20 protein-coding genes and 1 riboswitch are annotated in these 21,489 nt (G+C 37.1%); of the genes, 14 read left to right on the top strand and 6 right to left on the bottom strand.

Features of this window, described 5'->3' with window-relative positions:
• Nucleotides 1–197 precede the first annotated feature (197 nt).
• The 4 genes from UFO1_RS18150 to UFO1_RS18135 all read right to left on the bottom strand — a co-directional run bounded on the left by UFO1_RS18150 (nucleotide 198) and on the right by UFO1_RS18135 (nucleotide 4,393).
• The gene (locus UFO1_RS18150; RefSeq protein WP_038673170.1) at nucleotides 198–1,001 is read right to left on the bottom strand and encodes a MerR family transcriptional regulator; all 804 of its coding nucleotides are present in this window, start codon (nucleotides 999–1,001) and stop codon (nucleotides 198–200) included.
• A 141-nt stretch (nucleotides 1,002–1,142) separates the two neighbouring features.
• Nucleotides 1,143–1,961: a penicillin-binding transpeptidase domain-containing protein gene (locus UFO1_RS18145; RefSeq protein ID WP_084159863.1), complete on the bottom strand. Its 819-nt coding sequence runs from the start codon at nucleotides 1,959–1,961 to the stop codon at nucleotides 1,143–1,145.
• A gap of 256 nt (nucleotides 1,962–2,217) precedes the next feature.
• Nucleotides 2,218–4,005, bottom strand: a complete 1,788-nt coding sequence (locus tag UFO1_RS18140; protein ID WP_038673165.1) for a BlaR1 family beta-lactam sensor/signal transducer — start codon at nucleotides 4,003–4,005, stop codon at nucleotides 2,218–2,220.
• A gap of 13 nt (nucleotides 4,006–4,018) precedes the next feature.
• Entirely contained in the window at nucleotides 4,019–4,393 is a 375-nt protein-coding gene (locus UFO1_RS18135; protein ID WP_038673164.1) for a BlaI/MecI/CopY family transcriptional regulator, read from the bottom strand.
• 211 nt (nucleotides 4,394–4,604) lie between these two features.
• Here UFO1_RS18135 and UFO1_RS18130 point away from each other — a divergent pair, with 211 nt between their 5' ends.
• From UFO1_RS18130 to UFO1_RS18120, 3 genes are read left to right on the top strand one after another with little or no spacing between them, the layout of a single operon-like run.
• The gene (locus UFO1_RS18130) at nucleotides 4,605–5,366 is read left to right on the top strand and encodes a YoaP domain-containing protein (protein WP_038673162.1); all 762 of its coding nucleotides are present in this window, start codon (nucleotides 4,605–4,607) and stop codon (nucleotides 5,364–5,366) included.
• A 53-nt stretch (nucleotides 5,367–5,419) separates the two neighbouring features.
• The gene (locus UFO1_RS18125; RefSeq protein WP_038673160.1) at nucleotides 5,420–5,671 is read left to right on the top strand and encodes a hypothetical protein; all 252 of its coding nucleotides are present in this window, start codon (nucleotides 5,420–5,422) and stop codon (nucleotides 5,669–5,671) included.
• A 7-nt stretch (nucleotides 5,672–5,678) separates the two neighbouring features.
• Nucleotides 5,679–6,545 (top strand): MBL fold metallo-hydrolase, encoded by an 867-nt coding sequence (locus UFO1_RS18120; protein ID WP_038673158.1) that lies wholly within the window; start codon nucleotides 5,679–5,681, stop codon nucleotides 6,543–6,545.
• A gap of 656 nt (nucleotides 6,546–7,201) precedes the next feature.
• Here UFO1_RS18120 and UFO1_RS18115 read toward each other — a convergent pair.
• Both UFO1_RS18115 and UFO1_RS18110 read right to left on the bottom strand, forming a co-directional pair.
• Complete coding sequence (locus UFO1_RS18115; RefSeq protein WP_038673156.1) at nucleotides 7,202–8,485, bottom strand: nucleobase:cation symporter-2 family protein; 1,284 nt, start codon at nucleotides 8,483–8,485, stop codon at nucleotides 7,202–7,204.
• A gap of 24 nt (nucleotides 8,486–8,509) precedes the next feature.
• The gene (locus tag UFO1_RS18110; protein WP_038673152.1) at nucleotides 8,510–9,079 is read right to left on the bottom strand and encodes a xanthine phosphoribosyltransferase; all 570 of its coding nucleotides are present in this window, start codon (nucleotides 9,077–9,079) and stop codon (nucleotides 8,510–8,512) included.
• Nucleotides 9,080–9,282: 203 nt separating this feature from the next.
• A riboswitch (purine riboswitch) is annotated at nucleotides 9,283–9,383 on the bottom strand.
• 647 nt (nucleotides 9,384–10,030) lie between these two features.
• On the opposite strand from UFO1_RS18110, the gene UFO1_RS26135 reads away from it, so the two are divergent.
• From UFO1_RS26135 to UFO1_RS18055, 11 genes are all read left to right on the top strand, one after another.
• Nucleotides 10,031–12,517 (top strand): hypothetical protein, encoded by a 2,487-nt coding sequence (locus tag UFO1_RS26135; protein ID WP_038673150.1) that lies wholly within the window; start codon nucleotides 10,031–10,033, stop codon nucleotides 12,515–12,517.
• A gap of 235 nt (nucleotides 12,518–12,752) precedes the next feature.
• On the top strand, nucleotides 12,753–13,169 hold the full coding sequence (locus UFO1_RS18100; protein WP_038675393.1) for a GNAT family N-acetyltransferase: 417 nt from the start codon (nucleotides 12,753–12,755) through the stop codon (nucleotides 13,167–13,169).
• A gap of 154 nt (nucleotides 13,170–13,323) precedes the next feature.
• Nucleotides 13,324–13,965 carry a CBO0543 family protein gene (locus UFO1_RS18095; RefSeq protein WP_038673148.1) on the top strand — a complete coding sequence of 214 codons (642 nt, stop codon included), beginning with the start codon at nucleotides 13,324–13,326 and terminating at the stop codon, nucleotides 13,963–13,965.
• Nucleotides 13,949–14,158, top strand: coding sequence for a hypothetical protein (locus UFO1_RS18090; protein WP_038673145.1), 210 nt, complete (start codon nucleotides 13,949–13,951; stop codon nucleotides 14,156–14,158). Before UFO1_RS18095 ends, UFO1_RS18090 begins: the two co-directional genes overlap by 17 nt.
• 11 nt (nucleotides 14,159–14,169) lie before the next feature.
• Entirely contained in the window at nucleotides 14,170–14,973 is an 804-nt protein-coding gene (locus tag UFO1_RS18085; protein ID WP_038673143.1) for a hypothetical protein, read from the top strand.
• 133 nt (nucleotides 14,974–15,106) lie between these two features.
• Nucleotides 15,107–15,688 carry a hypothetical protein gene (locus UFO1_RS18080; protein WP_038673141.1) on the top strand — a complete coding sequence of 194 codons (582 nt, stop codon included), beginning with the start codon at nucleotides 15,107–15,109 and terminating at the stop codon, nucleotides 15,686–15,688.
• 248 nt (nucleotides 15,689–15,936) lie between these two features.
• Nucleotides 15,937–16,242, top strand: a complete 306-nt coding sequence (locus tag UFO1_RS18075; protein ID WP_038673139.1) for a hypothetical protein — start codon at nucleotides 15,937–15,939, stop codon at nucleotides 16,240–16,242.
• A gap of 123 nt (nucleotides 16,243–16,365) precedes the next feature.
• Entirely contained in the window at nucleotides 16,366–16,755 is a 390-nt protein-coding gene (locus UFO1_RS18070) for a VOC family protein (RefSeq protein WP_038673137.1), read from the top strand.
• Between the two features lie 218 nt (nucleotides 16,756–16,973).
• Complete coding sequence (locus UFO1_RS18065; protein ID WP_038673135.1) at nucleotides 16,974–17,870, top strand: C1 family peptidase; 897 nt, start codon at nucleotides 16,974–16,976, stop codon at nucleotides 17,868–17,870.
• A gap of 166 nt (nucleotides 17,871–18,036) precedes the next feature.
• On the top strand, nucleotides 18,037–20,001 hold the full coding sequence (locus UFO1_RS18060; RefSeq protein WP_051789001.1) for a glycosyltransferase family 39 protein: 1,965 nt from the start codon (nucleotides 18,037–18,039) through the stop codon (nucleotides 19,999–20,001).
• A 274-nt stretch (nucleotides 20,002–20,275) separates the two neighbouring features.
• A complete protein-coding gene (locus UFO1_RS18055) occupies nucleotides 20,276–21,469 on the top strand; it encodes an MFS transporter (RefSeq protein ID WP_236639242.1) in 1,194 nt (397 codons plus the stop codon).
• Nucleotides 21,470–21,489 lie beyond the last annotated feature (20 nt).

Genomic DNA, 21,489 nt, shown 5'->3' with positions numbered 1-21,489 from the left:
TGTGGTTATTGTATCATAAGTGATACAATTTTTCAAATAAGACTCTTTTCTAGTTTCTCATATGTTCGTATAATATTCGAATACCATCCTTGATTTCCTGGGGTTCGAGATGCCCATAACCGTTTTTTGCTATTCCTATATGTCTTCATAGAAAAAGAACAGACATTATTGATCTGATCTTTTCCTATGAAGAGAAGTTAGCGTTTCTTTACAGGAAAATAAATTTGAGTAATAAAATCATCTGCAGATTGTGATTCCATTGGTCCTTTTACATATTGCTCATAAGGAGCTGAGGTAACGTCATAACCATTCTCATTTATCCACTCAGTAAGTTTAGCGTAACTATTTGGAAGAGTAGAGTAAGCACCTTTGCATGTAGCCGTTGCACAAAGCCCTCCGGCTAGTAGTCTCGTATGTTGATTCTGTACCTGAACAGGAAGAGCGACTTCTGTGTCATTATTAGCTGGATCGAACTCTTTATCATGATAAATTGACATTGGTGCTCCGGCAAACTGCATTCCATTTGAATGGGCCAGTTCAAATAGTTTACCAATGTATTTACAATAATCATGAACGCTCATAAGTTGTCTACTGTACAGAATATGCTGAGGCTTGTTTTCAACTAATGTTACTTCAATATCATCAATAAATGACATAATATCAACACCTCTTTCTAAATTTAAAATATCAAACTTTAATTGATTTTCCAGTAGTTTGTAGTGTTCAATTTTTAATTGGATTTCATTTTTTTTGCGTGTTATTTGGTTGAGAATATAATGATTATCGTGTATGGAAACCATTGCAGCTATTTCTTCAAGAGAAAAATGATACCCTTTTAGTCGGTTAATTAGTAACAGTTGGCGAATTTGGGATACCTCATAAAAACGATAACCAGTGTCTGGATTTATATGGGTTGGTTTGATCAAACCAATTGTGTCATAGTGTCGCAATGTTCTTGTTGTAACACCACAGATTCTAGAGAATTCTCCGATAGAAAGCACTTTACACCTCTTAATTTTTATTATTGATAGCTATCTCTTGTTTTAGTATAGTGCTTTACGCTACGTTAAAGTCAATAGTTATTTAGCAGTTTACTTGAAAGGTTAAACAACTTTCTAAAAAATACAGTAACTCGAAAGTATCTACTGTAAAACTCGAAGGTCTTTTAAAATTAATTTCGTGATCTCTCTGGCCTTTCCGCCGATTGCACCATCTGGAGCCTGAATATTAGTAGCGAAGAAATATCGATTTCCTTGTTTTTCAACACAACCGACAAACCACCCTAATATCCATTTATCATCTTGTAATCCCGAACCAGTTTTACCCATGAACCGCACATCGTCATTCTCTAACAAAGTTATGTTCTTTTTCACGATAGCTACATTTTGGGGGGAAACCGGTAATTGATTCGAATATAGCCTGTGCAATAAATCTACTTGCTCGCGCGCTGAAATCTGCAATGAAGATCTTAACCAAAATGTGGTCAAACCGCCAGATATGTCGCGGTTCCCGTATTCTATCTTATCAATAAATGTCTGCATTCTTTCAGTTCCAATCTGTGTGGCAAGTTCTTGGAAGTACCAGACGACTGAATCCCTCGTAGCAGACGCCAATGTTTGATCATGGTTCCAACTCGGAAACGTATATTGGGTTCCATTCCATTTAAATAAAGTGTATACATCCTCTTGATCCAAGACACCGGTTTCCAATCCGGCGAGTGAATTATAAATTTTAAAGGTGGAACAAGGTGACAATTCTTTTACACTTTGCGGTTCGTTGAAGACTATGTACTGATCGTTAGCCTCATCATACATAACAAACGTTCCAGCGGTAAACCCCTCAAAGTATTTTCCAATGTCTTCTCTTACTGTTACAGTCGCTGCATGTGCGCTAGCCATTAAGCATGAATTAACAAGAACAACGGTAAGTAATACTAAAAACCATTTTTTCACTTTAAACATCCTTCCTATTTGTTATTTTTAATTGAATAGGTAACTTAGTTTGCAACAACTATTTTAAAATTTAATGGATTACAATTGTAGTCGATGTTTAAATATTACACTTGTAATCATAGGGTGTCAATATACTAGCTAGATATTTTTATAAAAAGTGAATCGGGATAGTCAAGCCTTTCAAAACTATAAAAGGAGGAGGGGAGTAGACTGGATTGCAGGAAAAAAAGCGTGGGGTAAATTACCCGCACGCTTTTTTAAATCTTTATAGAATGTTTTTGTCTTTAAGAATAGATAACGTTATATTTTTGGCATGAGTACCTTCAGCTCGCTCTTTTCCTTGAATATTCGTTGCAAAGATATAAGTTTTACCGTTACTTTCTACATACCCCACGAACCATCCGTTGCTGCTATTGCCGTTTATTATTCCGGTGCCAGTTTTTCCATATAAAATTACTTTGTCCTGCTCCGAGACTTTGATGATTTTTTTGACGATATCTATGTTTTTTCGAGAAAAAGGCATGTCATAGGTACATAGCTTTTTAAGCATCTCCACCTGTTCTAGAGGGGAGATTTTCAATGAAGATTCAATCCAGAAATCACTAATGTCACCAGAAAGATCATAGTTGCCGTATTTAATTTGTTTTAAATAGTCCTCAATTCTAGTTTTACCCACCATTGAGTCAACCTTCTGAAAGTACCAGCTCACAGAAAAGGAAATTGCCGAAGCCAGTGTCTGATCCTTGTTCCAACGTTCGAAGGGATAAATGGTCCCATCCCACTCCAAGGGAGTATTTTCATTCGTCAGAACTCCAGTCTCAAGTCCGATTAAAGAACTGATAATCTTATACGTTGAATCTGGAGATATGCGCTTTTTGCTATTGTCATAATTAAAAATTTGATAGTGGTTCTTTTCCATGTCAAGTAATACGAAGGATCCGTCATAACCTTGAAAATAATTGCTCAAATCTTCAGATGAAATACTTTGATTTAGCTCCAATTTTCCTGCAGAATATGCACCAGATGTTTCCTTTGCATTAGTTAAGACAAAACATCCAATCAGTAAAAACAGAAGCATTCTCCAGATAACCCCGGTTACAGTTCCTTTTTTATACGAGGCGATCATTGCTACTCTTTTTTTAATATGGTTTTTACCGCTTGCTAACCCGGCTATCGTGTAGTCGTAAGCAGAATAGGAGTATCTTTCGAGAAAAGATATAATCGCAGCGCCATAACTTTTATATTCACCTGGTTTTAGAGTGGAAAGTACATAAGCATCACAGGCTAATTCTCGATCCTGCCGCATTTGATAAAAGGCATACCAGATTAGTGGGTTAAACCAATGGATAATTTGCAGAAAAGAAGTAACCCAATTTATGTAAAGATCTCTGCGTTGCAGGTGGGCCAATTCATGTAACAGAATGAATCGTAACTCAGTTTTTCTTACATTATCTATGGTGCCAGTCGGCAGTATAATATAGGGCTGGGTTGCTCCTACGACCATCGGGCTTCGGATTACTGGTGATTCAACTAACACTGGATTGACCTTGATATTTATTGTCTGCTTACATTCCTCAAGCAATTTTAAAACACAGCTATCATTTACTTTGAGGCTGTGCTTTATCATACGTTTCAGCTTGGTGGTAATGCTAATGGTATAAGCGGTTAGGCTTAGTGCTCCAAGCAACCAGACCAAAAATAAAATTGTATCCCTAGAGTTGAGAAAAGTCCTGTTTACCGATAGGGAATAATCCTCAGTGATGGTTCCCATTAGCGGCGAATTGTTATCGGTATTACGGTCTATCTGCTTATTACCTTGGGTCTCAAAGTAATTCCCTACTAAGGCCTGATTAAAGATGTTGAAAACGCTTAAGGAGCTTTCAGGTGCATAAGGAATTAATAACTTCAAGATCAGAAAAAACCATATTAGGTACTGCCAACTAGCGCCTAACTTATTTTTAAAGACGAATCGAAGCATGATGATGAATCCTATCAAAATGCTTCCCATAAGTGAAGAATCTAGTAGCCAAGTAATAAAGGAATGTAGCCCCATGAAGAGTCCTCCTTTACTTTGTCTTTTGATCTAGTATACGTTTTAGTTCGGCTATATCTTCTTTTGATAATTCTTGTTCTTCTAAAAAATTTGCAAACATAACATTGAAGGCGCCGGAAAATACCTTTTCTAAAAAAGATTTACTTTCCGCTTTTACACATTCATCTTCTGCGACCAGAGGATAATAAAGGTATGCACGGCCATCCTTATTAAAAGCAATTGCTTTTTTCTTTACCAATCTCCCAAGTAGTGTTTTAATTGTCTTAGGCTTCCAGGACTTAATACCATCAAATTTGTTAATGACTTCATTAGCAGTAAGTGGTGCAGAGGTCCATAAGATCTTCATGACTTGCCATTCCATATCGGAGATCTGTGGCAAATTTTTCATTGATTTCACCTCTCAGGATTACAAGTGTAGTTTTATAATTATATTAACTTTTTCTTATGGTGCTGTCAAAATAATATTTATCAACAACCTGCAAATTTTATAATTTGGCAGGATGCCTGTCTTAGTATAGGGAATATGTCAAATGCTACATCTTAATATATTCCTTTGAAAAAATGAACCTTTATCTCTATCAAGAATTGGAGGTTACTCAATGAATTTCTTAACTTTAACTAAGGAAAATTTAGAACAAGAACATATTTGCTGTGCTATTGCAGATAAAAAAAACGCTGCAGGTGTAGCAAGAAAAAAAGAGTGGCTTACCAATCGATTTCAGGATGGATTGGTTTTCCGGAAAGCTGACGTTCGGGGAAAGGTATTCATTGAATATTTACCTGCTGAAAATGCCTGGTGCCCCATTGATGCGGATGGGTATATGTTCATCAATTGTTTTTGGGTAGCTGGACGTTATCAGCACCAAGGATATGGCGCTGAACTATTGGATTCGTGTTTACTTGATTCGGCAGGAAAAAAAGGGATTGTTATCATTTCGAGTGCAAAAAAGAGGCCATACCTTTCCGACAAGGCTTATCTATTGAAAAAGGGTTTTGAAGTCGTCGATGCGGCTGCTCCTTACTTTGAGTTATTAGTCAAGCGGCTACAAGATGACCCTGTAATGCCTAAGTTTAAAGATACCGTAAATAGTTCAGCCTTTAATCATAACCCAGGGTTAACCGTACAGTACACCGACCAATGTCCTTTCGTTGATTACTATGTTCAAAGAGAACTCGATATGATCGGTGAGGAATTTCAAATTCCTATACACCGCATTAAGCTGGAAAGTAGGGAACAGGCTCAGAAATCCCCGGCTGTCTTTACAACCTATAGTGCCTTTTATAATGGTAAATTTTTGACTCACGAAATACTTAACAAAGTCAAGTTTAGTAAGTTGTGGGAAAAAATAAAAAATGTCTAATTCTATCATTAGATAAACGGGATATAAAAACTACTACTTAAGAGGTGTGGCTTATGAGTGGGTATTTGAAAATTGCAGTAGTAGAAAATGAATTTGAGGCGCAATTACTTCAATCCATTTTGGATGAACAAGGTATAGCATATTATTTAAAGTCGTACTATGATATAGCTTATGATGGTTTATTCCAGAAGACGAAAGGATGGGGATCCGTCTATGCGCCGGAAAATCATAAAGAAGTAATTTTAGAGATTATTGCAGGAATTAGAAATCAATCCTTCGATGAGGCTAGTACTAATAAAGGGTGATAAATTAATGAATAAAATTGTAGATGTCACAGGCGGAAAGGGCGGTAATGCTTTTTTAATTCTGGGGGAAGAAAAAACAGCACTAATTGATTGTGGCATGGCATACTGTGCGCCTAATCTTATTAGTAACATTAAGCAAGTACTAAATAAAATGACGCTAAATTATATATTTATCAGCCATTCCCATTATGACCACATAGGTGCTATTCCTTATTTAAAAGAGGAATGGCCTAATAGTAGGGTACTTGGAGCAGAGTATGCTAAGCGAATTTTAAATAGATCAAATGCTTTGCAAACAATTAGAGGCCTTAGTATACAAGCTGCAGCATTTTACGACTCAGATGCAATAAAAGAGTATGATGATAAAATGTTGAAGGTAGATGATACCATTTATGACGGCGATATACTGGATTTGGGTAACTTACACATTAAGGTCATAGAAACATTAGGCCATACAAAATGTTCATTGTCATTTTTGGTTAATAATGAAACCCTATTTCCAAGTGAATCAACAGGATACATGAGTAAATCTAGAAAAATTTATCCTGCCTTCATTACGAGTTGTTCTCAAGCAATGAATTCAATTCATATATGTCAGAAAATAAAACCGCGATTTATCATCTCACCTCATTTTGGTTTGGTGAATGAAAGTGATACAATTAACTATTGGGAAAATTGTATCTTTGCTATAGAGGAAACCCAAAATTTTATTCTCCATTTATCTGAACAGGGATATAATGAATCTCAGATTTTAACTGAATATGAAAAAAAGTTCCGAGATGAGCAAAGTAGGTTAGAGCAACCAATTAATGCCTTTAGGCTAAACTCACAGAGCATGATAAAAACTGTTTTAAAAGAGAAGTTTCATTTATGAACCGCTAATGTAGCGGTTTTTTTTGCGGAATCAGAAAGTATAACACTTCCTTGATTCCAAGTAAGAACGACTAAGGCTTCCGCCTGCGTCTGAGGACTTGGCCTAAGCCAAGTCTTTTCTTATATAGACAATGCAGATTCTCGTAGGAGAAGGGGATTGCAAAAATCTAGCACTATTTTGCAGTTTATGATAGTTATCCACATAGTTATCAACAAGTTATAACCATTTGTTGATAACTAAATTCTTATAATAATTAGTAAAAGCTGATTTTTAGAACGTTAGCAAGTTATTCACAGAATTGTAAAGAGATTCATTATGGATCGTATAGAAAAGATGAGCTTATATATAGTAAAATAGCCCGGAAGTTTTCTCAGAAAGAAAACTTCCGGGCATCTTCAAAAATAATTATTTTGATAAAGAAGACTTGATTCAGATGGAGTTTTAACTCCATCTGAATCTTAGTCACACTTATCCAGGGACTTAGCCGCTCTTAACTCCCCCTTATATAAGTGAGCCTTGGATTCGAAAATCCTTAGAGCGAACTTACTTCGAGTTTTACAGACTGTTATCCTAACCAGAGGGCAGGATATTACGGGCTGTTAACGAGATGAAGATGGGAGTCTTAGAGCGGTTTAGTCATCGGATAAAAATTTAAATTAAGAAGTAGGCTGCTCTTTTTTTTGTCCCATGTTCAGGATAATATTTAAAAGTACAGCTGTTAGTGCACCTGTTACAATTCCATTTTCAAAAAACATTTTCAGTAATGGTGGAAATTTAACAAAGAGATTAGGGACGACAGTGACTCCTAAACCTAGAGCAACAGAGCAAGCGATAATTAATAAATTCTCATTGCTGGAGAAATCAACCTTGCTGAGCATTTTAATTCCCGAGGCGACAACGATTCCAAACATAGCGATCATTGCTCCACCTAATACAGAAGTTGGAATAATCATAGCTAGCGCTGCAAATTTAGGAATGAGTCCTAAGAAGATTAGCATGAAACCAGCAACAATTGTTATATTGCTAGTCTTGGAATGAGAAAGTTGTACAAGACCGACATTTTGGGAAAAGGTTGTATAAGGGAAAGAGTTAAAAATACCACCCAGGATTACGGCAATGCCCTCGGCTCGATAACCACGAGTCAAATCGGTTTCCCTTATATTTTTTTCACAAATTTCACCCAGTGCCATGAAAACTCCCGTTGATTCAATCATACTGACAATAGCAACTACAATCATAGTAAGAACTGCACTTGCCTCAAAAGTTGGCATTCCAAAGTAAAAAGGAGTTACCATATTAAACCAAGATGCCTGGGAAACACTGCTGAAAGAAACGTTACCCATTAAGGCGGATGCAATCGTTCCAGCCACTAATCCTAGCAAAACGGAGATAGAGCGGATAAATCCTGTAGTAAAACGATTTAATAATATAATAAATAATAGCACGCCAAAGGCTAAAGCAAAATTGGCTAAGGAACCAAAGTCTGGACTGCCCATACCGCCAGCCATATTATTAATGGCTACTGGGACCAATGTGATACCAATAATCGTAACGACTGAACCTGTCACAACAGGTGGGAAGAAACGAATCAGTTTTGAAAAATAATTTGCGATGAGTACTACGAAAAGACCAGAGCATATAATAGATCCATACATTGCTGTCATACCATACTGGCTTCCAATACTAATCATTGGAAAGACTGCTGTGAAAGTACATCCGAGTACAACCGGCAAGCCAATCCCGCAGAAAGGATTTTTCCATGCTTGCAATAGAGTAGCCAGTCCAGAGGTTAGTAAATCAGCTGCAATAATATAACCCATTTGTTCAAAGTTTAATTTAAGCGCGCCACCAACAATAAGGGGAACGATAATCGCACCAGCGTACATTGCAAGCACATGCTGAGTGCCGAGCAGACATGTTTTGCCCATGGAGTTTTTCATAAATAGACCTCCTATTAATAATGATTATAAAAAATTAACTTGTCCATTTGAGAACGAACCTATTCGAGCTAAAGATTCTACACGATATCCAGCTTGCATTAATTTTTGAGCACCGGGCTGGAAAGCTTTTTCTATCACAATGCCGATGCCGATTACCTTTGCCTTTGCCTGCTCAACAATCGTTGCTAAGCCAGTGGCAGCTTCCCCGTTGGCTAAAAAATCATCGATAATAAGCACTTTATCGTCCTCTTGAAGAAAGTTCTTAGAGACAATAATGTCATTGCTTTCGCGTTTGGTAAAAGAATAGACTTTGGTACAATATAAGGCCTCATTGGAAACCACCGACTTTTTCTTTCTGGCAAATACGACTGGTACATTAAGGAACAAGCCTGTCATTATGGATACTGCGATGCCGGAGGATTCAATAGTCAATATTTTCGTAATTGATTCCCCTTGAAAACGTTTAGCGAATTCCTCTCCCATTTTTAGCATAAGTTGGGGGTCCATCTGCTGGTTTAAAAAGGAGTCAACTTTGAGTAATGAGTCATTTAAAACTTGGCCGTCTGACTGAATTCTTTTTTTTAATAAATCCATAAAGCCTCCTTCGTTTTTTCGCTTATAGGAAAAAATAAAAAAAGCCCTGACAGGGAACCTCGCTTTCTAGAAAATGAGCGAAAATTCCCCGTCAAGGCTTTTATCCCTGCAGGTGTAGTGTATTACTACTTGTACCACCTTGGTCACGACTCCGCTAAAATTTACCAATAAACAAGTTTAAAGTAAATTCTAATGGTGTAGAGCCTAGATACACTTTCACTCGTAGACAGGCAATTTACGGCTGCCGGTAGAAACTTCTGGGCCATATCCCCAAAATTATACGAGACTATTAACATGAGGTTTATTTTAGCAGTCTCAAATAGCATTGTCAATAAGGATAGAGGCTTACTCTCTTAATATTTAGCTCCGTTTGCTACTATTATGCTTGTCCACCGGTTCTACAGTATGATGTTCTAATCATATTAGAGTATAAGATCTATGAGTAATTTATTGAACAAGGGGCTCATGATGAATTGCTGGCAACACAATGGGGCTTGCGATAGGCTACATAGTTAACAGAAAAAAATAATCTGAATTATGCAACAACAATATTGTCAGCTACTGAAAGTCACGATATAATAAGCACGTAATATCCAAAAAAATACATAAAAACAAATTCATATAGTTATTTTATATGTAATAGCAGTTGAAGTAATTCAAGTGGATTGTAAATGTAATATTCAAAGTAATGAAGAATGGCATTTATTTGGATACTTGGGCTGTTTGGAGCTAGTATTATAACCGGCCATTCCAATTTAGGAATGGTCGCCTTTGTTTTAAAAAGTTAAGAGGGTAGCTGAAAGCATTTGTTGCACTGTACTCTTTAAATAATTTGTTTTAATTGAGTAGTATGGCTAATTTAAAAATAAAGCGATGAAAGGGGATCTTACTTGTGAAGATGGAGAAAAATCAAGAAGTACACTCAATAAGAAAAGGAGGTGGAAATATAACATGGTAGTTTCAAGTAATATTGATAATAAACTATTAAATGATGGTGTATATAACGACTTAGATGTTCTTGTCAAAGATTTAGAAGCTACAATCAGTGGGCAAGTATCACATTTGATTAACCAAGGACCCACCAAATTAATTAAAGAGGCTATTAAAGACACAAGCCATGCTATTTTTGGGCAAAACGGTCCACATGTTGTGAGTGACGCTGTAAATATTGTACAAGGTATTGCAACAATTACTGCGGATAATATATTGAATGTATTTAATGGAATTCCAAGTAGTACAACAGCTCCCCAATTTGATCAATTACCAGGTAATATTAATGCTCAACCAGATAAAATAATCACAGAAACACATTACCATAGTGGAGCATCACTTGGAGATATGTCTTGGTTGATTTACAAAGCAAAGACCGACACAAATACTAATATCACTGATAAGTGGAAATTAGTTTCTCATTTGGATATTGAAACATCTCATGGCTTTAATAGCCGTACCTATGTGGATGGAGCTAATAAGGAAGTTGTTATTACCTTAGAAGGTACGCAGCCAAATAGCAAATTAAGCCCATTGTGGCTCAGTAAGGATGGTCTTGCTGACTTAGAGATCGGCCTTGGGATAATTCCACCACAAATGCGTGAAGGATATAAAGAATTTAAAAAGATAGTTGATGATGTAGAAAGTAATTACGTTTCCAAGGGGTATGGGATTTCAGTTGCTGGACATTCATTAGGTGGTGGTTTAGCACAAATGATGTCAGGTATGTATTTTATCGATACAGGTAAAGCGTTGCCAACTATGGCGCAGGCAGGCCCTGGTATGTTGCGCCAACTTAAACTTTATGCCGAAGAACAACTTTTGGCTGGGGAATCAATTCATCTGCCTACTGGTGGAACAGTAAAATTACACTTTGGCACAGCATTACAAAGGGCTGACGAAGCGAAAATGATTGTTGGCACTTTCAAAGCGCAAGATTTCAGCAATATTGTTAATTTAATTACCGAACTCGATCCTGTTGGTGCTGTGAACTACAATAGCGATCCAGATAAGGATGGACATGTAGGTGTTAATATGAAGGTTCCTTATTTACTAACCGCGCGGGAGGATTTACAAGATTTAGAATATATTGCATTTAAGCCTATTAATTCTGCAAATATTACTACCCCTTCTAATTTGCCAAAGGATCCATTGGGGCTGTTTCCTAATATTGGTGATATTCATGTGACTCGTTTCGATCGTCATGAACCTGATCAATCAGATGCATTATGGTCAGGTACTGCTGTAGGCTTGAAGAAACTAGATGGTGCGATTGGTCTTGGGTCAGCGGTTTTCCGCGATTATGATGCACCCAAAAAAGTATGGGATGGTTCCCAGTTAACCCTCTCTGAAGAAAAAAAAATTGGCACTGATGGTGATGATATTATTAAAACTGGCGACAAAGATACCTTTGTGCTTAGTGGTAACGGTAATGATACGATTGCTGGCGGCAAGGGCGGGGATATGTTATCAGGTGGTGCAGGCAACGATACTATCTATGGCGGTGCTGGTGATGATTATTTAGCTGGTGATGCTGGAAATGATACAATTTATGGTGACGAAGGCAATGATATACTATTTGGTGGTGCCGGTAATGATTATTTAGACGGCGGTGTGGGTTCAGATGTATTATGCGGCGGTTCAGGGGACGATACCTTAATATGGTCTGCTGGTAATGACATACTAATGGGGAATGAAGGAAATGATACTTTCATTATTAATAATAGTGTCAAAGGCAATGCCCAAATTAAATGGGAACGAAATTTCACAAACTTCGGTAATGATATTGTGAACTTTGATGGTGCTCTGGATAAGGATAGCAGTGTAGTGCTTAACTTTGCTGATGAAATACGCTTTGCAGATATGAAATGGTCGCAAAATGGTAATAGTATCATCATGACAGATGATCTAGGGGATAAAACCGCATCGGTAACCTTCAAAAATGCTTTTGATAGTTTCGGTAGAACAAACGATCAGATTGACTTTCAATTTACCAATGGACGTTTGTATTTGGATGATGAAACATATCATGTGCGTGCAGGGGCAGGTATTGTGACTGCTATTGATGACCCTAAATATAAATTTAAAGGTAACATTTTGGTAGGCTCGGCGGGCAATGATACATTAGTATCTGGTACTGGTAACGATTTACTCTTTGGTGGAGCAGGCGCTGATAGCTTTGTATTTAATGGAAGCTTTGGCAAGGACACTATTATTGGTAGTGAAAGCCAAGATAAAGTATGTTTCAATACTATACTTGATGATTTCGCATTCAATATTAAGCATAATAGCAATGATCTGGTAATTGATTATCAAAGAAATGGTATTGCTAATAGTGGCACCTTAACTATTACAAATTGGTATGTTACTGGTGATAAGGTTAATACTTTTGCATTCTCAGATGCTAGCTATAAAATTGAAGATAATCATTTTATTAAAATCATATAAGACTAAACTAAGCAACTGAGAAGATTTTCGTTCATAACGCTGTTTTAAGTGACTCTTCTAAGCATTAGTGGAAGAAGTATGCGACGTCAACTATGATGAATATGGAAACGCACTTTTAAATTTTATAAATGAGATAAAAAAGCTTCATAAGGCAAACGCCGAATCAAAATGAGCACTTATTGAGGTGCTTAAAGATGGTTTTAATGAAAAACACAATATTGGGATGGGTGAATTGATGGAGATTAAAAGGATAGATGCGCAGCAAACATGGGACTTAAGACAAAAGGTCATGTGGCCGGATAAGGATATTGACTATATAAAATTAAAAGATGATCATGAAGGAATTCACTATGGATTGTATATAGAAGAGGAACTTGTTTCCGTGATTTCATTATTTTTAAACGATAAAGAGGCTCAAATTCGAAAGTTTGCTACGGACACCAAAAGGCAGAAAGGGGGATATGGAACGAAGTTATTGCAATATGTGATAACGGAGGTTGTAAATCTAGGTATTGAGCGTATATGGTGTCATGCCAGAACAGAAAAGATATCTTTCTATAAGAAATTTGGTATGAATGAAGAAGGGAAAGTTTTTGAAAAGGATGGTAAGAGTTATATAAGGATGTGTCTGGTCACAAATCGAAGAATATAATGCTTTTATAGAAAGAGAGTACAACATTCATTAGTCTAAACCCGCCTAAGATGCGGGTTTTTTTGTATTTTTTTAGGAGCTGGATGATTTTATATTCATACGCTCAGCGCATGCTTAAGGCATTATTTACACAGACTATTTCTGGAGGTGTATTATGAATCCTAATGAACTGTTTCATCAGCTTCAACTTCAAATTTGGAATATAACATGGAATCGCTATATTACGGAGGAGCTTTTTTCATATCAATGGTGGGGGTCGCTTATCTTTTTATTTGTCTTATATGTAATATGGCTAAAATTACTAGATAAAGCCAGAACATTTGAAATTGTTCTTTTTGGTTCCTTCGTAGCTGTGCAGGCAGTTTTTATAGATATCGCAGGTTATTCTATTGGACTTTGGCAACACAACATAAGGCTATTTCCAATTGTTCCAGGAGTTTTTCCCATAGACTTTACAGTTGTTCCTATTCTGCTCATGTTTGCCCAGCAATATGGCTCTTCCTGGTCAAAATATCTTATATGGTCGGCATTAGGATCCATCTTATTTAGTTTTGGTATATCACCAGCATTTCAGTTTTTTGATATAAAAGCTTACTATAACTGGAGCTTTAGTTATTTTTTCTTTCTTATGATGATTGTGTCTGTTACATCTAGATTAGCCATTCAATTAGTAGAAAAAACCGTCCAAGAAAACTCGACTAATTTTTCATCCTCTAAAAATTTTACCCCTATTCCCCAGCCAGCAGCTAAACGGCTGCCTGATTTAGAAGAAAATAAAGATGATAATGAAAACTAAAATATTACTCCTGCAAAGCAGCCTAGTTTTGCAGGATTTTTGTATTTTAATGGTAAATAGAATAGAAACATGGAATATTGTTCAAGAAATGGCTTCTAATTATGATAGCGGTCTTACCAAACAAGAAGATAGGATTGAATCAAGAAAGCCTTTCCTGCGGATTAGGGGAAAGATCATCATTGAATTTATTTAAGGCGGTGTTTTATGGGAAATATTCATTGTAAGCGGACATGGATAATGACATTAGTAGTAGTAGTAGTTTTGGCATTAACACCAACCGCGTTTGCTCAATCAGTAGAAATCTTTGCAGAAGGTGTTTATCAAATGGGCGATAATGACACACCATCAATAGCTGAGGATAGAGCTTTACTAAAGGCCAAAAGAAATGCTATAGAACAGGCTGGAACGTATATTGCAAGCTTTACCAGTGTTGAAAATTTTCAAGTAACAGATGACAAATTAGTTGCCTTATCTGCCGGAGCCATTAAAGTAAACGTTTTAGAGACCAAAAGGACACAGATAGGCAATGGTATGGAGATAAAAGTTAAAATTAAGGCGCTTGTAGATACCGAACTATTAGATACATTTATAAAGAATCTTGGTGCTCAAAAGAACACTACCGTTGCGGCGCGTGGCTCCCAGCCTGCACTGCCAGCTGTCGATGCAGGGAAAATAAAATTTAATGGACTATACCAAGCTGTTTCATATCATGGTCAGGGTCATTATTACTACTATTATTATAGGTTTTTTCCTGATGGGACAGTAAGTAGTTACTTTAGTCCGCTAGATGATCGTTTGCCAGATGTGTATAAATCGCTGGCATTAGCACCGTCAGGCAAAGGAAAATATTCAGTGAAAAATGGAGAAGTCACATTCTCGTTAACTTTTCCTAAAGGTAATATCGATTACAAAGGGACGATGGTAGAAGATAATCTGCGGCTGGTTTTTCATAGTTACATAATTAACACTGATGGCGGTTACGACTGCAAATTTATTGAAATGAACTAGTTTGGGATTGGGTAGAGCTTCTTGGCGATTCGTAGTTTATTCCATAAAGACCAAAATCAGTAGAAGGGATTAATTATTAATACTCGAATATGCAATATATAACTTAAAAAGAAAAAAATGGAGGAATCAAAATATGAGGAAATTTATTTGCTCTTTAATGACAATTGCTTTTTTACTATTATCCATGACACCTGCGTTCGCCGAAATAAATCTTTTGAATCCAACACCAAAAGATACTTGTGTTGTCATTGTAGGAGATGCAGCCGTTAAGACTCCGGACTTTTTTAAATATGTAGACGAGACATTCAATACCGAAGGGAAAAGTAAAAAAGTGATTTCCGGTACAGAAATACAGAGTATGTACCAAACATATTGGCTTGACAAAGGCTATTTAGAGGAGCAGAAACTAACTAAACAAGATTTAAACGATTTCGTAAAATATAGTGGCTATAACAAAGTTTTGTTTTTGATTGTAAATAGTCCTGTTGTGGAAAAGACAAAGCAAGGACGCGGTGGTTGGGGGGGATGGGTTCAGACGGAACGGACAAGAGCCTCTATTAGCGTGAAAACGTTTTTAGTCAATGATTCATCAATAATAAAAGCGGCGGATGTAACTAAGGAAGATGACTCAGATACAAGTGAATTGCGAGCCAAACGCGGCGCTTTTGAAAAATGCGTGAAAGAAATTCAAAGTACTATTGGTTCATTAATTTAAGAAAGATAGTAAGAATAAGAAGAGCTGACGAAAAACATATAATCACAAATTCCTGCAAAGCAGCTTAGCCTTGCAGGAATTTTACATTCTTATGGTAATAAAACAGGCCCTAGTAGGATCTTATTTTAAAAATTGAGCTGATGAAAAGAAGAATCTAGGTATTGACGTTGCGAATTGATCAGTATATTATAAATGCCGTGTGACAAATAGTTTAAAATAGTGAACATATGAATGATAGGAGTAATACCGTGAGTAGAGAAAAAATGTTAAACCGAGAAATAATTGTTTCTACTATTAAAAAATTCTGTACGGTAAATTATCAAGAATTCACCGTATCAAATATGATTCATAAAGGGGGATACCGACATAGGGTAGAAATAGAAGCTGACGGTTCCCACTTTTATGTAGATTTTCATTTTAGGGAAAATGGAAGCACCTCGATTGATATATCGAGTGGCCACCACATGGATAAAAAGAAACAAATTAAGGATGCCATACTAGGAGATCCTACATGCTTGCTAGTAGATAGCAAAAAGAAAGTGATCAGCGAATGAGATGAACTCCTGTAAAGCACTCAGACCTGCAGGAGTTTTGTATTTCAATGGTAAATAGGATAGAAATATGGGTACTGTTTTGAAAGAAAAACGGCTGAGTAACATAAATGGAGGTACTGTACTGTGAGAATAGAACATGTAGCTTTGTGGACAGGTAAGTTAGAAAATATGAAAAGGTTTTATGAAGAGCTTTTTGGTGGAAAAGTAAGCAGTAAGTATGTAAATCCTAAGACAAATTTTGAATCCTATTTTATAGCATTTGAGTCTGGGGCGAAACTTGAAATAATGAAAAAACCATCACTTTTAATGGAGAAAAGTGATAGTGATGGACAAAATCCTGGCTATGCCCATATTGCTTTTTCATTGGGAAGCAAAGAGAAAGTGGATGCAATGACAGAACAGTTGCGGAATAAAGGCTTCCAAGTTGTTAGTGAACCACGGACAACAGGTGATGGTTGTTATGAAAGTTGTATATTAGATCCTGATGGAAATCGGGTAGAAATTACCGAGTAATATTGAGTACTATAAGAAAGACCATGTTATCAAAAATAACATGGTCTTTTCTAGTTGTTGACGTTATAAAATAATATCAACCGTTAACCAAGGAGAAGGGATGTTAATGTTTATTTATTAATATTGTAACAAAAATGGTAAAAAATAGAAGGGATTACCAGAATGCAAAGAGAAAATAATTATAGGTTATTTAATAATTATAATTAGGAGGTTTCAATATGAACCGTCAAGTAATGCTTTCTGACAATCGGTTGGTGGGTACGGGATGGCTACCGCCATTACCTGATTTGCGGGATTATACAGAGATTCATCCTAAGATTGAGACAGTAATACAAAAGTTAAAACAATCTGATAGTTCTGTGCTGCCAACTAAGGTAGACTTAAGACAGTGGTGCTCCAAAATACAAGACCAAGGAAAATTAGGTTCATGTACTGCCCATGCGGCTGCGGGTATCATTGAATATTTTGAGCGTAGATCTTTTTCAAAAGAAATCGGTGCTTCTCGGCTTTTTATTTATAAGAATGCTCGTAATTTAAGAAAGGTAACAGGTGATCAAGGTGCCTATTTACGGGATACTATGGCTGCTCTAGTAACCTGTGGTGTACCATCGGAAAGTTACTGGGAATATACTGATAAGGATCCCGATTTTGATAGGGAACCGTCCTCGTTTATATATGCAGTAGCAGACAATTATGAGGCATTACAATATTTTTGCCATGATTCGTTAGGTATGAATCAGCCATCTGCTGAAGTATTAAATAGCGTGAAAAAATATCTTGTAGCTGGTATTCCATCAATGTTTGGTTTTTATGGATTTTCCTCATTTACACAGTCGGATATTCCTGGTGGAATTCCTTATCCAGGTTTAGGTGAACAGGCACAGTGGGGACACGCAATTGTTGCAGTAGGTTATGATGATACTATAAAAATCAAAAATACAAAATATAATCAAGAAACGACTGGAGCTTTACTCATACGTAATTCCTGGGGAATTAATTGGGGTGAACAAGGTTACGGTTGGCTTCCATATGATTATGTTTTGAATAAGCTTGCAACTGATTTTTGGTCTCTTCTAAGCATGGAGTGGATTGACACCGATCAATTTGGTATTTAAAGAAAAGTGACAATAAACCTATTAAACAAACTCCTGCAAAAAGCTGCAGGAGTTTGTTTAATAATAAAATTTATTTTGGGTCAACATAATTACAATAGAAATTAAAGAGCAGGAGCAATATCGAGAAGGATATAGTCTTAATACCTAATTTATGGAGGTTAAAGTCTTGCAACGAATAGGAATAGTACTCGTATTAGTAGTATCGCTTCTTCTACATTTTGTTAATTTGCGACAGGAAGGGATGGCCAATCTTTATTATGCTGCAGGGGTTAAAAGCATGCTGATGAGCTGGCATAACTTTTTCTTTGTTTCTTTTGACCCGGGTGGATTTATTACTATCGATAAACCACCTCTTGGATTTTGGTTACAGACGCTAAGTGCGAAGATTTTTGGGTTTCATGGATGGAGTATAATCCTTCCACAAGCATTGGGTGGCGTAATATCTGTATATTTAATATATGTTCTTGTCAAGCGATACCATGGAGAAGGAGCGGGCCTAATAGCAGCAATTGTATTAGCTCTTACTCCAATTTTTGTTGCTGCAAGTCGCAACAATACGATTGATGTACTGTTGGTTATGACACTCTTATTCGCAGTACTCGTGTTTTTACAAGCGGCTGAAGAATTGAGCTTAAAAAAATTATTACTCGCTTTTTTTCTAATTGGGGTTGGCTTTAATATAAAAAGTCTGGAGGCTTTCATGATTTTGCCAACTTTCTATATTACCTATTTACTTGCCCAAAATAGGAGATTTAAAACAAAAGTGCTCCACCTTCTGACTGCTACATTAATTTTGATAGCTAGCTCCTTGCTATGGTTTGTGGCAGTGGATCGTATTCCCCCGGAAGACCGGCCTTATGTTGGTAGTAGCGAAACTAACTCGGAGCTCGAACTTGCCACTGGGTATAATGGTCTTGGACATTTTCTAGGATATGGAATTAAGATACCAGGAAGACAAGGGCAGACACGAAATCCAGTCAGCCCGCGGCCACAGGATAGTTCGCCTTCAGGAGTTAATGTGCCCAACATAACAACTGCTACTGGTTCTGGATTTTCTGCAGGTAATACGAGGCAGCTAGGTGGTGAAACCGGATTACCCGGCCCGTTCAGGCTCTTTAATCATCAATTGGGTGGCCAGATCAGCTGGTTATTACCATTCGCGCTAATGGGGATAGTCATTGCACTCTACCAATTTCGACGACAAGCATTATCTGAAAAAAGTAGAATAAAACTGCTCTTTTGGGGTTGTTGGCTTCTGCCTGAAATGGTCTTCTTCAGTATTGCCCAAGGAGCACATCGATATTATTTGGTTATGATGGCACCTGCGATTGCTGCTTTAGTCGGTATTAGCTATATAACGCTGGTGAATTGGTCTACAAGTGAAGGAAAAAGACGTTATCTTTTACCCGTTGCAATGTTTGTGACTATCGGAGTTCAAGCATCAATTATTGTAGGATATAATGAATGGCGTTCCTGGATGCTGCCATTGGTCATAGGGGCAGGATTTTTAGTGGTTTTACTATGGGGCTGGCAAAACAGAATATACGGGCAAAACAAGTATCATCATACGATTGTTGTTGCAGGGATTGTTAGCCTATTAATTGCGCCATTTGCCTGGTCGATTACACCAGTTTTATATGGTTCGGGAAATGCAGCTTTCCCTTATGCAGGCCCTGATCTGAATACTCAGTTGAGACAATCGAATGTACCGGGAAGCATGCTGAATTTATCAGGCAGGTTTAACGTTGACACGGGTAAGTTAGAGAATTTCCTTGCTTCACATAGAAGTGGGGAAAAATATGTTGTGGCTGTGCCGAATGCGAATATTGCATCACCAATCATACTTGACATGGGGCAACCCGTAATCACTTATGGTGGATTTATGGGCTCAGAAAAGATATTGAATGCGGAAAAACTTGAAGAGTTGGTTGCTAGTGGACAGGTTCGTTATATTTTAATCGGTTCAACCAATGGTCAGCAACCAGAAATTGAAGAGTGGGTAACTGTTCATGGCATACTTGTACCAGATGTAGAATGGCAGACAAAGCCGGAGCATGAAAATATTGCACAGTATGGGGGGCAAAATTCACTGCAAAGGATGCCCATGCGGCTATACGAGTGTCATATTTAAAAACTGATAAACGTATGTTGGATTTTGTTTTTTGGGGGCCGCATTTCAGTACCATATTGCTGAGTAACAGTTCACATTCTAGGTGAGTGAATGAATCTTGTACAAACAACAAGCTCCTGCAAAACACTTTGCCTTGCAGGATTTTTATATTTTGATGGTAAATAAAAGGAATAAGGATACTATTTTCCAAGTAGTTTATATTATATATATTGATTAAAATGATAAGAAAATGGATTATCAAATTATTTTTAGGTATTAGTGGGTGATATAATTGTTGAATCTATTTAAGAATGTTCCCAAAACAATTTGGCTTATCGCACTTGGTCATTTGGTTGCCGATTTATCGCCGGGAGCACTTTATGTAGCGCTACCCTTCTTGAAAGCCAAATTTGCTTTGTCTTATGCCGAAGTAAGTGCTATTGTATTGACACAAAATTTAGCATCCTCGGTCAGTCAACCCTTGTTTGGATATATAAGCGATCAAAAGCACCGTCTTTGGCTAATGCCTGTAGGCTGTATGATTACGGGGATATTTATGGCTGCTTCTTTACTAGTTCCTAATTATCTTTTAGTTATGGTGTGTACGGCGATCAGTGGTTTAGGGAATTCAGCCTTTCATCCTGAAGCTGCGAAAACCGTAAATTTTATTGGTGGGCGCGAAAAAGGTAAAGCAGTTAGCATTTTTTCCTTAGGCGGTTATGCTGGTGTGGCATTGGGATCTATGCTTCTGGCGGTGTTGCTATTAGGAGGGCAAAGTCCTCTAATTCTTATTTATACGCTGCCGAGCATTTTAATTGGTGTTGCCTTATTTTATGAAATTAATAAAATACCATGTCCCGAAGTCAAAGGGAAAGGAAGTTTGGGAACACTTAAAGATTGTGTTAACTGGCCACTATTTGCTTTGCTGGGGATGATTCTGACCCGTGCCACTGTTACATCAGGGATTAGTACATTTGTACCTTTATACTATGTTTCCCATTTAGGAGGAAGTGAGATCTATGCAAGTTCTCTGCTTACTGTATATTTAGCGGCAGGTGCGGTAGGGACTATGTTCGGAGGTATATTGAGTGACAGATATGGCAGTAAGTTAGTTATGATGTATTCCATCCTGCCCATTGCTTTATTAATGTACTGGTTTTTATCGGCTAACGGCATATTGATTTTTGTTATTTTAGCTCTTATAGGTATTTTGTTGTCGGCAACTGCGACCAGTAGTTTAGTACTGACGCAAAGAATGATGCCTCAAAATGTAGGGCTAGCATCCGGTTTTACTCTTGGATTTAGCGTTGGACTAGGTACTATGGGGGTTTTGGGGTTGGGATGGGCTGCAGATCATTGGGGAATTACCTTAGTTTTCGATATACTGGTTTTACTGCCGATAATCGGTTTTATTCTTACGATGTTTATAAGGGAACCTCAGCATCATTTAGAAGTTAAAAAAGCTAGGATGGATACTAGTAATTCATAGTGAAATTTAAAATATTTTTT

This window comes from Pelosinus sp. UFO1, assembly GCF_000725345.1.
GTDB lineage: Bacteria > Bacillota > Negativicutes > DSM-13327 > DSM-13327 > Pelosinus.
This window is presented reverse-complemented; position numbering and strand designations above follow the sequence as displayed.